This is a genomic window from Streptomyces sp. NPDC004051 (assembly GCF_053604275.1).
The window spans coordinates 69,189-84,130 of the sequence record NZ_JBSGHG010000024.1 but is presented as its reverse complement, the minus strand read 5'-3'; the positions used below and the strand labels follow the sequence as shown (position 1 = coordinate 84,130).

At 73.0% G+C, this 14,942-nt stretch carries 16 protein-coding genes; 8 read left to right on the top strand and 8 right to left on the bottom strand.

What is annotated here, in order from left to right:
* Nucleotides 1-144: 144 nt before the first annotated feature.
* Together ACWEQO_RS23375 and ACWEQO_RS23370 are read left to right on the top strand one after the other, a co-directional pair.
* Nucleotides 145-1,143 carry a sigma-70 family RNA polymerase sigma factor gene (locus ACWEQO_RS23375; RefSeq protein WP_361452147.1) on the top strand — a complete coding sequence of 333 codons (999 nt, stop codon included), beginning with the start codon at nt 145-147 and terminating at the stop codon, nt 1,141-1,143.
* A 353-nt stretch (nt 1,144-1,496) separates the two neighbouring features.
* Nucleotides 1,497-2,222, top strand: a complete 726-nt coding sequence (locus tag ACWEQO_RS23370; protein ID WP_452985079.1) for a TetR/AcrR family transcriptional regulator — start codon at nt 1,497-1,499, stop codon at nt 2,220-2,222.
* Nucleotides 2,223-2,262: 40 nt separating this feature from the next.
* On the opposite strand, the gene ACWEQO_RS23365 is transcribed toward ACWEQO_RS23370, so the two are convergent.
* A complete protein-coding gene (locus ACWEQO_RS23365) occupies nt 2,263-3,231 on the bottom strand; it encodes a helix-turn-helix transcriptional regulator (RefSeq protein ID WP_361452150.1) in 969 nt (322 codons plus the stop codon).
* Nucleotides 3,232-3,449: 218 nt separating this feature from the next.
* Here ACWEQO_RS23365 and ACWEQO_RS23360 point away from each other — a divergent pair, with 218 nt between their 5' ends.
* The 5 genes from ACWEQO_RS23360 (at nt 3,450) to ACWEQO_RS23340 (ending at nt 8,044) form a co-directional block, all read left to right on the top strand.
* On the top strand, nt 3,450-4,211 hold the full coding sequence (locus ACWEQO_RS23360) for a DeoR/GlpR family DNA-binding transcription regulator (protein ID WP_452985078.1): 762 nt from the start codon (nt 3,450-3,452) through the stop codon (nt 4,209-4,211).
* Nucleotides 4,208-5,155 carry a 1-phosphofructokinase gene (gene pfkB, locus ACWEQO_RS23355; protein ID WP_361452156.1) on the top strand — a complete coding sequence of 316 codons (948 nt, stop codon included), beginning with the start codon at nt 4,208-4,210 and terminating at the stop codon, nt 5,153-5,155. The genes ACWEQO_RS23360 and pfkB overlap by 4 nt, the downstream gene beginning before the upstream one ends.
* The gene (locus tag ACWEQO_RS23350; RefSeq protein WP_452985077.1) at nt 5,152-5,355 is read left to right on the top strand and encodes a hypothetical protein; all 204 of its coding nucleotides are present in this window, start codon (nt 5,152-5,154) and stop codon (nt 5,353-5,355) included. Before pfkB ends, ACWEQO_RS23350 begins: the two co-directional genes overlap by 4 nt.
* Nucleotides 5,352-7,520, top strand: a complete 2,169-nt coding sequence (locus ACWEQO_RS23345; RefSeq protein ID WP_452985076.1) for a PTS fructose transporter subunit IIABC — start codon at nt 5,352-5,354, stop codon at nt 7,518-7,520. The genes ACWEQO_RS23350 and ACWEQO_RS23345 overlap by 4 nt, the downstream gene beginning before the upstream one ends.
* Before the next feature lie 170 nt (nt 7,521-7,690).
* Nucleotides 7,691-8,044 (top strand): hypothetical protein, encoded by a 354-nt coding sequence (locus ACWEQO_RS23340; protein WP_452985075.1) that lies wholly within the window; start codon nt 7,691-7,693, stop codon nt 8,042-8,044.
* A gap of 90 nt (nt 8,045-8,134) precedes the next feature.
* On the opposite strand, the gene ACWEQO_RS23335 is transcribed toward ACWEQO_RS23340, so the two are convergent.
* Nucleotides 8,135-8,890 (bottom strand): DUF6227 family protein, encoded by a 756-nt coding sequence (locus tag ACWEQO_RS23335; RefSeq protein WP_452985074.1) that lies wholly within the window; start codon nt 8,888-8,890, stop codon nt 8,135-8,137.
* 277 nt (nt 8,891-9,167) lie between these two features.
* Nucleotides 9,168-10,235 (bottom strand): P1 family peptidase, encoded by a 1,068-nt coding sequence (locus ACWEQO_RS23330; protein ID WP_452985073.1) that lies wholly within the window; start codon nt 10,233-10,235, stop codon nt 9,168-9,170.
* 101 nt (nt 10,236-10,336) lie between these two features.
* Between ACWEQO_RS23330 and ACWEQO_RS23325 the strand changes: the two genes are divergently transcribed.
* Nucleotides 10,337-10,513 carry a hypothetical protein gene (locus ACWEQO_RS23325; RefSeq protein WP_452985072.1) on the top strand — a complete coding sequence of 59 codons (177 nt, stop codon included), beginning with the start codon at nt 10,337-10,339 and terminating at the stop codon, nt 10,511-10,513.
* Between the two features lie 48 nt (nt 10,514-10,561).
* Here the strand turns inward: ACWEQO_RS23325 and mscL are convergent, their stop codons facing one another.
* From mscL to ACWEQO_RS23300, 5 genes are all read right to left on the bottom strand, one after another.
* Nucleotides 10,562-11,032 (bottom strand): large conductance mechanosensitive channel protein MscL, encoded by a 471-nt coding sequence (mscL, locus tag ACWEQO_RS23320; protein ID WP_361452174.1) that lies wholly within the window; start codon nt 11,030-11,032, stop codon nt 10,562-10,564.
* A gap of 141 nt (nt 11,033-11,173) precedes the next feature.
* The gene (locus tag ACWEQO_RS23315) at nt 11,174-11,680 is read right to left on the bottom strand and encodes an RcpC/CpaB family pilus assembly protein (RefSeq protein ID WP_452985071.1); all 507 of its coding nucleotides are present in this window, start codon (nt 11,678-11,680) and stop codon (nt 11,174-11,176) included.
* 264 nt (nt 11,681-11,944) lie between these two features.
* The gene (locus ACWEQO_RS23310) at nt 11,945-12,787 is read right to left on the bottom strand and encodes an S-methyl-5'-thioadenosine phosphorylase (RefSeq protein WP_361452342.1); all 843 of its coding nucleotides are present in this window, start codon (nt 12,785-12,787) and stop codon (nt 11,945-11,947) included.
* A gap of 119 nt (nt 12,788-12,906) precedes the next feature.
* Nucleotides 12,907-13,242, bottom strand: coding sequence for an FmdB family zinc ribbon protein (locus tag ACWEQO_RS23305; protein ID WP_452985070.1), 336 nt, complete (start codon nt 13,240-13,242; stop codon nt 12,907-12,909).
* A 68-nt stretch (nt 13,243-13,310) separates the two neighbouring features.
* Nucleotides 13,311-14,597 (bottom strand): MFS transporter, encoded by a 1,287-nt coding sequence (locus ACWEQO_RS23300; RefSeq protein ID WP_452985069.1) that lies wholly within the window; start codon nt 14,595-14,597, stop codon nt 13,311-13,313.
* Nucleotides 14,598-14,942: the final 345 nt, after the last annotated feature.

Genomic DNA, 14,942 nt, shown 5'->3' with positions numbered 1-14,942 from the left:
ATTCTGTCCGGATTCCAGTCGTTGTTTCCAACAGATGCCGGGCACTCGAGCAGAGTCCGCACCAGACCGAGACGCAGACCTGACCGTACGTGCCGAGTATCCGCAGGAACCACCCGCTGACCTCATCATCGTAAGGGAGCAAGCATGGCAACCCGTGCCGTCGCCCGTCGTAAGTCCGCCTCAGGCGAGACGGCCGACTCGGCGAGCAGTGTTCGCGCCCATCGCGGCGAGGTAGCCGACCGTGACCTGGTCGGGATGTACCTCGACGAGATCGCGCGCACGCCGCTGCTCGACGCAGCCAAGGAAGTCGAGCTGTCCCAGATCATCGAAGCGGGTGTGTTCGCACGGCAGATCCTCGACGGCACCGAGGAGAACACGGTGGGGGCCACCGCCGAGGAGCTCCAGGCGCTGTACGAGGAGAGCGAGCGCGCCAAGGACGTCTTCATCCGTTCCAACCTGCGTCTGGTCGTCGCGGTCGCCCGCCGCTACCCCCGCAGCGGTCTGCCGCTGCTGGACCTGATCCAGGAGGGCAACGCCGGCCTGGTGCGCGCGGTCGAGAAGTTCGACTACCGCAAGGGCTTCAAGTTCTCCACCTACGCCACTTGGTGGATCCGTCAGGCCATCACGCGGTCGATCGCCGACCAGTCCCGCACCATCCGCCTGCCCGTCCACCTGGTGGAGGAGCTGGGCCGGATCCGGCGCGTGCAGCGCGAGTTCAACCGTGAGCACGGCCGGGACCCCGAGCCCGCGGAGATCGCCGCCGAGCTCGGCTCCACCCCGGAGCGGGTGACGGACGTGCTCGACTGGGCCCGCGACCCGGTCTCGCTGAACATGTCGGTGGACGACGAGGGCGAGACCCAGTTCGGCGACCTCCTGGAGGACACGTCGGCGGTGTCGCCGGAGCAGTCGGTGATGACGCTGCTGCGCAGCGAGGAACTGGACGACCTCATAGGCCGCCTCGACCAGCGCACGGCCTCCATCATCAAGATGCGGTACGGCATCGAGGACGGCCGGGAGCGCACGCTGACCGAGGTCGGCAAGCAGCACGGCCTGACCCGTGAACGGATCCGCCAGATCGAGAAGCACGCACTGCTGGAGCTGAAGAAGCTGGCCCGCGACACCGGTTTCGACGCGGTGGCGTAGTGCCGGCGCAGTGCCGACGCCGTGCGTGCCGTGCGGTGGAAACGGCGCAAACCTGACGCCGTGACACTGCTTCAACTCCCTGGGCCAGGGAACAAGAAGGCAAGGCACAGGAGTTCGGGTCCCGGGGGCTCGGCCCCGCGATCCATCTGAACCACGTCCCGTCGCACCACCCCCCCGGCGTCGGGACTTCCCAGGCCGGGTTCGGCGCCCTCCCCCCGGGTGCCGAACCCGGCTTTCCCCGTTCCCGCCGGCCCCCCCGCCGCCGGACGGGCGGGAGCGGGCCACCCCGGACCTGAACCCCGGGGTGGCCCGCCAGATGGCAGATTGTGCCACATGGGCATAGCCTGCTGGGCGTGAGCAGTACCACCCCCACGCCTTCGACGTCGTCCGGGGCCCAGATCCCGCCGGCTCCGCAGACCCCGCCGACCCCGCGGGCCTCGCTGACCGAGCGGCGCAAGGCCGAGACCCGTATGGAGATCGCCCGCGCGGCGGCCGGTCTCTTCGTCCGGGAGGGCCTGCGGGCCACCCGGGCCGAGGACATCGCCCAGGCGGCGGGCATCGCCCCGCGCACCTTCTACCGCTACTTCGCCGCCAAGGAAGAGGCCATCGCCCCCCTCTACGAGGCCGGGGCCCGGCGCTGGGTGGAGGCGGTGCGGACGGCGCCGCCCGGAACCTCCGTGCCGCAGGCCCTGGAGGACGCCGTGCGGTACACCCTGACGCCGGGCGTCGGGGTCTCGGAGGCCTCCTGGGCGTGGGTGCGCACCCTGATCCGGCTGGCACACGCCGACCCGTCCCTGCGCCGGGTGTGGGCGGAGGCGTGCCAGGCGTCGGAGCGTGCGCTGGCGGAGGCGCTGGCGTCGCGGGTGACGGGCGGTGGACTCCCGTCCGGCAACGTTGTCGTGGACACACGGCTGCGCTTCGCCGCCGCCGTCGCCAGTGCCGCCGTACGCACGGCCACGGAGGGCTGGGCGGTGGGCGACGTCCCCGCCGAGGGCCCGCAGGGGCCGGCGGAACTGGCCCTGGCCAACCTCGCGGCGCTACGGGACTTCCCCTGGGACGATCTGACGGCGGGCTCCTGACGGGGCGGGGTCCCGGCGGTGGAAGTCCGGGGGCCCTTCTTCAGCGTCCTGACGCCGCCCTCGTCATCCGCTCTCCCAACTCCCGTACGCTCTCCACCAGTTCTTCGGGCTCCCGCACCGTGAAGTCGTAGCCGGGCAGGGCCAGGCACACCGCCGTCCAGTCCTTGGGGCCGTCCAGCGTCGTGCGCAGCCGGCAGCTCCGTTCGTCCAGCGGCTCGGGCGTGCCCAGCCAGCCCGGCAGCCGTGCCGCGACGGCCTCGGCCGGTGCGGCGAAGGTGACGTCGAGGTCGTACGACTCCTGCACGCGGTACATGGACTGCCGCAGGTACTCCGCCGCGCTCCCGGTCGGCAGCTCGCGCGGTGTGAACCGGGCCCCGGTCGCGAACGGCTCGCTCACCCGGTCGACGCGGAACGTGCGCCAGTCCGCGCGGTCGAGGTCGTAGGCCACGAGGTACCAGCGCCGCTCGGTCGACACCAGCCGGTACGGCTCCGTCACGCGCCGGGACTCGGTGCCGTCGGCCGCCCGGTAGGCGAACCGCAGCCGTTCCCGCCCGGCCACCGCGGCGGCCATGACGGTCAGCGTCCCGGGTGCGATGGTCGGGCCGTCCCCGCTGATCAGCGGGGTGGTCGCGGACTGGAGGGTGGTCACCCGGTGGCGCAGCCTGCCGGGCAGCACCTGCTCCAGCTTGGCCAGCGCCCGCACGGAGGCCTCCTCCACGCCTTCGAGGGCGTGCCCGGCGCCGACACGCAGCCCGACCGCGATGGCCACCGCCTCCTCGTCGTCGAGCACCAGCGGTGGCATCGCCTTGCCCGCGACCAGCCGGTAGCCGCCGTCCGGGCCCAGCGTCGCCCGTACCGGGTAGCCGATGTCGCGCAGCCGGTCCACGTCCCGCCGGATCGTGCGGCGGGAGACCCCGAGCCGGTCGGCGAGTTCCCCGCCGGGCCAGTCGCGGGGCGTCTGGAGGAGGGAGAGGAGTCGGAGGAGCCGGGCGGGGGTGTCCGTCGTCATGGATTCGAGGGTGCCGCAGGACCAGGACACGATCTGACCTGTTCCGGGTACCCGTGCATCCGCTTCCGTGCCGCCGTCCGAGGGCCTCGCCGGAGAACGGACACAAACAGAAGCCCATTTACGCCCGCTTGCATCCGTTCTTGTTTACTTTTCGGGCATCTCGCCGTAGCCTTCGAAGAGAAACCACGCGTTCGGGCATGGGGCAGAGGTGAAAGAGCATGTACGCACCGGAGCGTCAGCAGGAGATCCTGCGGCTGGCCCGTGACGGCGGCCGGGTGGACGTGGTATCGCTGGCTGAGCATTTCCAGGTGACGGCGGAAACGATCCGCCGGGACCTGAAGTCCCTCGATCGCGCGGGTCTGGTCCGCAGGGTGCACGGCGGGGCCATCCCCGCCGGGCGCTTCGACCTCGAGCCGGACCTCGCCGAGCGTGAGACGACCGCCGCCGACGAGAAGGAACGCATCGCCAAGGCGGCCCTCGCGGAACTCCCGAACGAGGGCACGGTGATCGTCGACGCCGGTTCGACGGTGGCGTTGTTCGCCGGCTCCCTGCCGGTGGAGCGCTCGCTCACCGTCGTCACCCACAGCCTGCCCATCGCGGCCCGCCTCGCCGACCACCCCGGCATCCAGCTGCACCTGGTCGGCGGCCGCGTGCGGCACCGTACGCGTGCCGCCGTGGACGCCTGGGCGCTGCGCGCGTACGGCGAGATCCGCGCGGACGTGCTGTTCGTCGCGGCCAACGGCTACTCCGTCGAACACGGTCTGACCACCCCCGACCTGGCCGAGGCCGCGGTGAAGCGCGCGGCCATGGCGGCCGCCCGGCGCGTGGTGCTGCTCGCCGACTCCTCCAAGCACGGCCAGGAGCACTTCGCCCGCTTCGGCGGCATGAACGACGTGGACCTGCTGATCACCGACAGCGGGCTGAACCCCGAAGACGCCCTCGCGATCGAGCGCGGCGGCACGGAAGTGGTACGTGCATGATCCTCACCGTCACCCCCAACCCGTCCCTGGACCGCACGTACGAGGTCCCCATGCTGGACCGCGGCGAGGTCATCCGGGCCACCGGCGAACGCGTGGACCCGGGGGGCAAGGGGGTCAACGTCTCCCGCGCCGTCGCCGCGGCAGGCCGGCGCACCGTGGCCGTCCTGCCCCTGGGCGGCGCGCCGGGCGCCCTGGTCGCCGAACTGCTGGCCGCGCAGGGCATCGAGGCCGCCCCGGTCCCGGTGGCCGGCGCCACCCGCTCCAACATCGCGCTCGCCGAGGCGGACGGCGTCCTGACGAAGATCAACGCACCCGGTCCCGAACTGACGGCGGACGAACAGGAGCTGCTCCTGGAGACGGTCCGCCTGCGGTCGCGGGGCGCCGACTGGATCGCCTGCTGCGGCAGCCTTCCGCGCGGCCTGGAGCCCTCCTGGTACGCCGAGCTGGTCGCCCGTGCGCACGCCTCCGGGGTGCGCATCGCCCTGGACACCTCCGGTCCCGCACTGATCGCCGCGCTGCGCGAGCGGCCCGACGTGGTGAAGCCGAACGCCGAGGAACTCGCCGAGGCCGTCGGACGTCCCCTGGCCACCGTCGGCGACGCGGTGAAGGCGGCCGAGGAACTGCGCGAGATGGGCGCCCGCGCCGTGCTCGCCAGCCTGGGCGCCGACGGGCAGGTGCTCGTCGACGAGAACGGCGCCTGGTTCGGCACCGCCCGGGTGGACGTCGTCCGCAGCAACGTGGGCGCGGGCGACTCCTCGCTCTCCGGCTTCCTCATCGCCGGCGGGCGCGGGCCGGAGGCGCTCGCCTCGGCGCTCGCCCACGGAGCGGCAGCCGTCCAGACGCCCGGCAGCGTGATGCCCACGCCGGCCGACCTGGACCCGGCCGCGGTGACGGTCACGGCAACGGTGCCGGTCGACCGTGTGCTGAAGGAGCCGGTGTCATGACCGCCCGTACCACCTGTGCCGCGCGCACCGCCCGTACCGCGAGTGCCGCGCACACCCCCTCCGCTGCAGCGGGAACCGTCCCCGGCGCCGTTCCCCGCAGCCCCACCGTCCCCCACCGCATCACCGGTATCACCGTCCCCGTCACCCCTTTCGCCCACCCCACGCCACGGGCGATACGCGCGCGAAGGAGCCCGCGATGAGCGAGATGATCACCGCGGACCTGGTCGACCTCGACCTGTCCGCCGACACCAAGGAAGCGGCGGCCCGAGCCCTCGCCGAGCGGATGGTGACCCTCGGCCGGGTGACCGACCTGGAGGGTTTCCTCGCCGACGTGGCCGCCCGTGAGGCCCAGATGCCGACGGGCCTCGACGGCGGCATCGGCATCCCGCACTGCCGCAGCGAGCATGTCACCGAACCGACGCTGGCCTTCGGGCGCAGCGCCGCCGGGATCGACTTCGGCGCCGCGGACGGGCCCGCCGATCTGATCTTCCTGATCGCCGCGCCGGCGGGTGCGGACGACGCTCATCTGACGATCCTCTCGTCGTTGGCCCGGAAGCTGATGAACGCCGAGTTCACCGACGCGCTCCGGTCGGTCGGCGACGCGGAGGGCGCGGCGGCGCTCGTCCGCGGGGACGAGCGGCCGGCAGCGGACGAGCCGGCGTCCACGGCAACCACGGCCTCCGCGGCGGGCACCGAGGGCACGACCGGGGCCGAGACCCCCGACAGCTCCGCCGGTGCCGCGGGCACCGCGGACGGCAAGGACACCGCAGACTCCGTGGCGACGCCGGTGGCGGCCTCCACCGGCGCCGCCACGGGCACCACCGACGCGGCGGGCGCGTCCGGTGCGGACGCGGGCGCGCGTCCCTTCCGGATCGTCGCCGTCACCTCCTGCCCCACCGGTATCGCCCACACGTACATGGCGGCCGAAGCGCTGGAGAACGCCGGCCGGGAGGCGGGCGTCGAGATCGCCGTCGAGCCCCAGGGCTCGGCGGGCTTCGAGCGGCTCGACCCGGCCGTGATCGCGGCGGCCGACGGTGTGATCTTCGCCCACGACGTGCCCGTCCGGGAGAAGGAGCGCTTCGCGGGCAAGCCGACCGTCGACGCCGGCGTCAAGGCGGGCATCAACCGCCCCGCCGAGCTGATCGCCGAGGTCCGCGGCAAGGCCGAGCGCGGTGAGGTCACCGCGGCCGCCGCCTCCTCCGACACGCCCGTGGACCGCGCCGGTGGACCCGGCGAGGGCTACGGCACCAAGCTGCGCAAGTGGCTCATGTCCGGCGTCAGCTACATGGTCCCGTTCGTCGCGGCGGGCGGTCTCCTCATCGCCCTCGGCTTCGCGATCGGCGGCTATGAGATCAACGAGGCGCCGTCGGTGATGGAACACTTCGTGTGGACCCAGGCCGCCAGCTGGGGTGCTCTGCTCTTCCAGATCGGCGGCGTCGCCTTCGGCTTCCTCGTCCCGGTCCTGGCCGGTTACATCGCCTACGGCATGGCCGACCGGCCCGGACTCGTGCCCGGCTTCGTCGGCGGCGCGATCTCCCTCACCATCAACGCCGGCTTCCTCGGCGGTCTCGCGTCCGGTCTGATCGCCGGTGCGGTCGTGCTGGCGATCCAGCGGGTCCGCATCCCGGCGGCGCTGCGCGGCATCATGCCGGTGGTGGTGATCCCGCTGATCTCCTCGGCGGTGGTCGGCTTCCTGATGTTCGTGGTGATCGGCAAGCCGATCGCCTCGGCGCAGAAGGGCATGACCGACTGGCTGAACGGCCTCACCGGAACCAACGCCATCCTGCTCGGCACCCTGCTCGGCCTGATGATGTGCTTCGACCTCGGCGGCCCCGTCAACAAGGTCGCGTACACCTTCGCCACGGCCGGCATCGCGGTCGCGAGCCCCAGCGACTCCGCGATGAAGATCATGGCCGCGGTGATGGCGGCCGGCATGGTTCCGCCGCTGGCGATGGCCCTGGCCACCACGGTCCGCGGCAAGCTCTTCAACCGGACCGAGCGGGAGAACGGCAAGGCCGCCTGGGTCCTGGGCGCCTCCTTCATCTCCGAGGGCGCGATCCCGTTCGCGGCGGCCGACCCGCTGCGCGTGATCCCCGCCTCGATGGTGGGCGGTGCGGTCACCGGCGCCCTGTCGATGGCCTTCGGCGCCACCCTGCGCGCGCCGCACGGCGGTATCTTCGTGGTCCCGCTGATCGGCAACCCCTTCCTCTACCTGCTCGCCATCGCGGCGGGCGTCTGCGTCACGACGGCTCTGGTGATCGTCCTGAAGAGCCTGGGCAAGTCGGCACCGGGAGCGGGCGGCGCGAACGCGGACAAGGGCTCGGCGGCCTCGGCGGCCGAGGCGAAGCAGCCGGTGGCCGCGTGAGGCGGCGGCCGCGACGGGCGGCGGATTGCCCCTTTAGGCTCGGATAGATGGGCCCTGGGTGCATATAGGCCGCTCAAGGTGATTCGCAGCCGTTCACGGCAACTGCGATATAGATCACGTTCACCACGGTCCGGGACCAAAGTCCCGGACCGTGGTGTGTACTGGGGCGCATGCCTGAGCACGACTCGATCTTGAGGACGGCGGGCACCGCCGTCCTCGCCGTGGTGGCCGTGGCCTGCACGGTGGGCCTGGCCGGTGTCCTGTGGCGCGAACGCGGACGGGAACGCAGACGCGGGCGGGGCGGGGGTGTTCCTCCCTGGCAGGGAACGGAACCGGGACCGTGGTCCGGACCGGTGCCGGGGTACGCGGTCCCGGCGGGGCGGGAGCTTCAGGCGCTGCGCGCGATTCCGCGGCAGCGGCGGACGGGGCCGCGGGCAGAGGATGTGCGGCTCACGCCGGCGGAGCGCGAGGCGTTCGCCGTGCTGGTACGGCGCCTGGCGGACGGCACCGCGGGCGACCGCTGAACCGGGAACAGAGCGGGGCGGAGCCCGGGAGCGTCGAGGGTCAGCCCGGTGGCGTCGGTGCCGGAGCCGTCGGAGCCGTCGGAGCCGGGGTCAGGGGACCTGGGCCGCGCGGCGCTCCATCGCGTCCCGGGCGGCGTCCTCGGTGACGTACACCTCGCACATGTGCCGTCCGTCGGGCGTGGCCGTGTGCTCCACTTCCCAGAGGGACATCTCCACGCCGTCACGCAGCAGGAACGCGTGCTCGTACAGGGAGAAGCTCGGTCCTGAACGCCCCGGGCGCCCCGCGCGGAACGGGCGGCCGAAGGCCTGGGTGATCTGGTGGGCGAACGCCGTGGTCAGCAGCGCGGCCGTCCCGGGGCCCGGACGGTCCGTGTTCTCCGCCCGGCGCAGTAAGCGGCGCGCGTGGTCCGCCGAACCGTCGGGGACGTAGACCGGGCGGGGTGTCGGGATCCGGGAGAGCCGCACCACCACCGGCAGCTCGAAGTCCGGGGTCTCCGGCGGCAACGGCAACCGGGCGGTCGCGACCCTCAGTTCCTCCTCGTCCGCGTACACCTCGTGCTCGGGCTCGCTGCCCGGGGTGGCGTTGTGGACGAGCTCCCAGAGCGTGAGCGCCGAGCCGTCGGCGAGCAGCCAGGTGTGCCGGTACGTCTCCCGGTGCAGGCCGGCGCTGTGATGCGCGGAGTGCAGCGAACTGTCGTGTGCCAGCGCGCAGTCGAGCCGGTGCACCGCCTCGTCGGGCAGTTCGAAGGAGTTCAGGGCGCGGCCGAGCAGTCGCGCGAGGTGCTCCTCAGGAGACTCGGGCGAGTCGGCTGGTTCGTACGCCGCAGTCTCGTACGGAACGCTCAAGGTTTCTCCCGGCGTCGCTGCATGTCACCCAGTGGGTGCATACCGTAGCCCCTCGGGCGGACATCATGTCCGGGAACTGAGAAAAAGGTACGGCGGGGGAACGAACGAGAGGCGCGAGGAATTCCCACCCGCCCCGGCGGATCTCCGATACCTCCTGTTCAGTCGCCGCCCCCGGGTGAGCGGCCGGGCTTGTCCGCCACTGAACCCGGACTCCGCCCAGCGGTCACCGCTCTCCGGACACCGGACGGTTCCGGTTCGCCCGTCGACCCCCGCGTGGCTACGCGTCCGCTGTCTGCGTGGCCGCTGTCCACGCATCTGCCGCGCCGTACAACTCCCGGTACGACGGCCAGACCCCGCCCGGCCCGTCCACCGACTCGGCCGCGCGCACGGCCCGTACGATCGCGCGCGTCACCAGGTCGGCGCCGGCCGCGAGGATCCCGTTCAGGGCGAGGGGGTCCGCGGCGTCGAGCGGACGGGCGCCCGTGGCGAGGGCGAAGACCGTGTCCCCGTCGTTGAGCAGATGCACCGGCCGCACCGCCCGCGCGATGCCGTCGTGCGCGGTACCGGCCAGCTTCTGCGCCTGGGCCCGGGACAGGTCAGCGTCGGTGGCGACCACCGCGAGCGTGGTGTTGAGCGGGGGAGGGCCGTTCCGCTCGGCGAGGTCGGCGAGCCGCCGGAGCGCCGCCTCGTGCACCTCCGGGTCCGGATGACGGACCCGGCCGCCCTGGAACAACTCCCCGTACAGCACCCCCGTCTCCGGGTCCGTCACCGCCCCCGCCGCGTTGGCCACCACCAGCGCGGCCACCGTGATCCCCGAATCCAGCACCTTGCTCGCGGTGCCGATCCCGCCCTTGACCGCTCCGACCACGGCCCCCGTACCGGCGCCCACGCACCCCTCCGGCACCCGTGCCCCCGGCGCGGTCGCCGCTGCCGCCTCCACCGCGGCCCGCCCGGTGGCCGCGTCCGGACGGGCCCGGAAGTCGCCGCCCCGGCCCAGGTCGAAGACGCAGGCGGCCGGCACCACCGGCACCACGTGCGCGGGTTCCGGTCCGACACGGACCCCGCGGCCCCGCTCCTCCAGCCAGGCCATCACCCCGGAGGCCGCGTCGAGTCCGTAGGCGCTGCCGCCGGTCAGGACGATCGCCTCGACCTTCTGGACGAGGTTGCGGGGATCGAGCGCGTCGGTCTCCTTCGTGCCGGGACCGCCGCCGCGTACGTCCACGGCGGCCACCGCCCCGCCCTCGGGCGCGAGCACGACCGTGGTGCCGGTGAGCAGGCCGCCGCCGGTGCGGGTCGCGTGTCCCACCCGCACGCCGTCCACATCTGTGAGCGCGTCAACTGTCATGGCGCCAGTCTCGTGCAGGGCCCTCCTCCCGCACGGTCACCGACGGAAACGGAAGAAGGGAGGAACGGAAGGGGGGAACGGCGAGGCCGTACCCTGAGGGCATGAGCACCGCCCCCGAATCCCGGCCGCGCGAGCCGAAGCCCGCGCTGGTCTTCGACGACCCGCTGGACCAGCAGTCCTCGGACGACACGGACCGGGGATGGGGCGAGCGCCCGTCCGGCGACAGCGCCTCGGACCTGAAGCGCTTCCTCGACGAGAAGCCGCCCCACCACCTCTGACCGGACGCGGCCCGGCGATCCGACGACCGGGCGCCGTGCCGGTGCCGGCTATCGCCCGCCGCTGTTCGAGCCGCGCTGTGCGACCAGCTCGTCGCGGATCTCTTTGAGCACCTCCAGTTCGGAGATCTCGACGACCTCCCGCGTGCCTTCCCTGGCCTTCCGGCGGGCCTCCACCCGGGCCAGGTAGCGGGCCATCGGCAGCACCATCAGGAAGTAGACGACAGCGGCCGTGATCACGAACTGGAGCGTCGAGCCGAGGACCGAGCCCCACAGGATCCTGATCCCCGTCGCGGCGTCGCCGGTGCCCGTGCAGGGGGCCTTCAGACAGGAGCTGTAGCTGTCCAGGTTCTGGGTGCCGAAGGCGCCGACCAGCGGATTGATCACGCCCTTCACCACCGAGTTGACGATGTTGGTGAAGGCCGCGCCGATGACCACGGCCACCGCCAGGTCGACGACGTTCCCGCGCATCAGGAAGGCCTTGAAGCCCTGCCAGATGCTCGGCTCGTTCTTCTCGCTCACCTCGGAGCTCCCTTCCGCATGCGTGACGCCGGTGACCGAACGCTCCGCAACCTACGACAGCGCATCGCCCATCTGCCCAGTGGGGCCGCCCCTCGAACGAGGCACGTGATGTGAAGACGGCGCCAAGGGCCGGCGAACCCCTCACCACAGCGTCACCGCCAGCCGTGCCGTGGCGCTCGCGCCCGCCAGTTCGGCAGCGGTGGCACGCGGAACCGACAGCATCACCAGGGCCCCGCCCGCGTCCGGGGTCTCCGGCGGCTCCGGCACCTCTGTGACCCGTGCTCCCCGCGCGACCACGCGGGACCCGCCGTCGGCCGCACCGCCCGCGCCCCGCTCCCCGGCGGCGATGACGTCGACCCGGTCGCCCGGCCGCAGCAGCCGCACCGTGGCGGAGTCGGCGATCCGCACCGGCGCCGTGACGCGGGCTCCCGGGGGCCCGTCCGCCGGGGCGGCCGACGCCGACGCGACGCGGGTGCCCGAAGCGCCGTCCGGATGCCCGCGGGGCCGGTCCGTCTCCCGTGGGCCCGCCGCCACCAGCGCCACCGCCGTGACGGCGAGGCCGAGCGCCGCGGCCCGCCGCCGGTGCCGGACGAGCCGGCCGGACCGCAGCAGACCGCTCCGCACCCGCACCGGTGCGAAGTGCGGCACCTCGCACCGGGGCGGCACCCCGGCCGAAAAGGAGGAGAAGGAAGAAAAGGGGGAGGAAGGGGAGGAAGAGGAAGGGAGGGAAGGGGAAGGGAGAGAAGGGGAGCGGTGCGAGGGCTCACGGGGTGGAGGGAAGGACACGGCGGGACACCACCTGGGGCGAGGGGACGGCTTGTGCACCCCACGATGGGGCTTTCCGCCGTTCTCCGCCGGAGCCTGTGGACGCATCGCGCTCTGTGGAAAACTCCCTCACCCGAACGTGCGGCCCTACGGCAGCGCGAACCCCGGATCCATCCCGCCCAGGGCCGAGGCGCACAGGCAGTCCCGCTCCTCGGTGGCGGGCAGCGCCGCCACCGTGTCGAAGAGCACGTTCCGCAGGCGGTCCACGTTCGCGGCGAACACCCGCAGCACCTCGTCGTGCGAGACGCCCTCGCCGGTCTCGACGCCGGCGTCGAGGTCGGTGACCAGCGTCAGGGACGTGTAGCAGAGCTCCAGCTCACGGGCGAGCGCCGCCTCGGGATGGCCGGTCATGCCCACCACCGACCAGCCCTGCGCCCGGTGCCACGACGATTCGGCGCGGGTGGAGAAGCGCGGCCCCTCGACCACGACCAGCGTGCCGCCGTCCACCGGCTCCCAGTCCCGCCCGCGCGCCGACTTCAGGGCGGCGGCCCGGCCGGCGGGGCAGTAGGGGTCGGCCAGTGACACGTGCACGACGTTCGGCACCGTGCCGTCGGGCAGCGGCAGCCCGTCGAAGTAGGTGCCGACCCGGGACTTCGTACGGTCCACGAGCTGGTCCGGGACCAGCAGCGTCCCCGGTCCGTACTCGGGGCGCAGCCCGCCCACCGCGCACGGCCCGAGCACCTGGCGGGCGCCGACCGACCTGAGCGCCCACAGGTTGGCCCGGTAGTTGATCCGGTGCGGCGGCAGATGGTGGCCGCTTCCGTGCCGGGGGAGGAAGGCGACCCGCCGGCCGGCCAGCTCACCGAGGAAGAGGGAGTCGCTGGGCGCCCCGTACGGGGTGTCCACCCGGACCTCGGTCACGTCCTCGAGGAAGGAGTAGAGACCGGAGCCGCCGATCACGCCGATCTCGGCGTCCGCCTTGTGCGCCATGTTCGCCATGCCTCGCACCCTAACCGCCCCGAAAACACCCCGGGAACGGACCGGAAGAACACCGGAAAAACACCGAGGACCCCGTCGTCGGACGACGACGGGGTCCTCGGAGACAGACCTTACGCGGCGGTGGTGCTGGTGGACCCGGCCGACGAACCCGAACCCGAGGAGGACGAGGACGTCGAGGAGGCCGAAGAGGACGACGAATCCGAGGACGAGGACGAGCCCGTCGAGGAGTCGGACGACTTCGACGCCGCCGGGGTGCTGCTCGACGAGGAGCCGCGGCTGTCGTTGCGGTAGAAGCCGGAGCCCTTGAAGACAATGCCGACCGCCGAGAACACCTTCTTCAGGCGGCCCTGGCAGTTCGGGCACTCGGTCAGGGCGTCGTCGGTGAACTTCTGCACCGCCTCGAGGCCCTCGCCGCACTCGGTGCACTGGTACTGGTAGGTGGGCACTGTCTTCCTCCTGGCACTCTCACTCGATGAGTGCTAAACGACGCTTCATAGTGCCGTATTCCCGGTGTTCAGTCCACTGTGACGGGCGAGCGGTGACCCACGCCACGTGCGACGGTGCGTCCGTGCGGGGCCGGCGCCAGCCGTGACCGCAGCGCCAGCAGGGTCGCCAGGGCGAGCACCGTACCGCCCATCGGCACCAGGAAACCGGCGCCGTCCCACAGGCGGTCCTCGAACTGTCCGGCGACCGTGACCGCGGCCGCCTGGCCGAGTGCCACCGCACCGGTCAGCCAGGTGAAGGCCTCGGTGCGGCCCCCCGCCGGGACCAGGTCGTCGACCATGGTGAAGCCGGTGATCAGGGCGGGCGCGATGCACATGCCGACCAGCAGCCCGAGCCCCGCGAGGAGCAGCGGCGACTGGGCGGTCCACAGGGCGGACGCGCTCACCGCGAGCGCCGCGTACCCGAGGACGAGGCGCCGCTGCGGGGCGACCTTCCAGGCGATGGCGCCGCAGGCGATGCCGGCGAGCATGTTGCCCGCGGCGAAGACGCCGTACAGGACGCCGTTCAGGCCGGGTTCGCCGATCGACTCGGTGTACGCGGCCAGCGAGACCTGCATGCCGCCGAAGACGGAGCCGATGCCCAGGAAGGTGACGATCAGGACGCGCACCCCGGGGACGCGCAGGGCGGAAGCGTGCTGCACGCGCGCGTGCCCGCCGGTGGCGACCTCGGGCTGGGTGCCCTTCTGCGCGGCGAACAGCAGACCGCCGACCAGGGTCAGCGCGGCCTCGGTGACCAGGCCCGCGGCCGGGTTCACGGCCGTGCACAGGGCGGTGGCCAGCAGCGGTCCGACGACGAAGGTCAGCTCGTCGGTGACGGACTCGAAGGCCGCCGCGGTGGTCATCAGCGGGGAGTCCTTGAGCTTGACGCCCCAGCGGGCGCGCACCATGGGCCCGATCTGGGGCACCGAGGCGCCGGTCGGCACGGCCGCGGCGAACAGCGCCCACAGCGGGGCGTGGGTCAGCGCCAGCGCGGTCAGGGCCAGCGCGGCCACGGTGTGCAGCAGCACACCGGGGACGAGTACGGCGCGCTGCCCGTGGCGGTCGGCGAGCCGGCCGCTGAAGGGCGCGAACAGGGCCATGGACACGCCGGTGACCGCCGCGACGGCGCCGGCCGCGCCGTACGAGCCGGTGGTGTGCTGCACCAGCAGCACGATGGAGAGGGTGAGCATCGCGAACGGCTGGCGTGCCGCGAAGCCGGGGAGCAGGAACGTCCAGGCGCCGCGGGTGCGCAGCAGTCGGCCGTATCCCGGACGGGAGCCGGCCGCGGGGGCCTTCGACGTGGTGACCGTGGATGCCACGGCCCGTGCCTTTCTGCCGCCTGGTGGCGCGCGGCCCTTCACGGTCGGGCTTCGGGCACGCCGAGAGCTGTCCTCTTGCGCTGACTGCGGTAGATGCCGGGTGCCACAGCTCGGGGCAGGTCGGCCGCCATACGGTCGCGCCAGCTCTGCGTCAGGCAGAGTTGGTTCGATCTGGGTACTCCATGCATGGTACAGGCGCCGTGTCGACGCGATCAGGTGTCCGCGGGCGACGGGGGCTCGTGCGCCTGTGGAACCGGATACCGCGGGACCGGGGCCCGCCGTCCACCGGGGCCCGCCGTCCACGGGGGCCCGGCGGTCCGTGACCCGGCGGGCCCCGGTGGACGG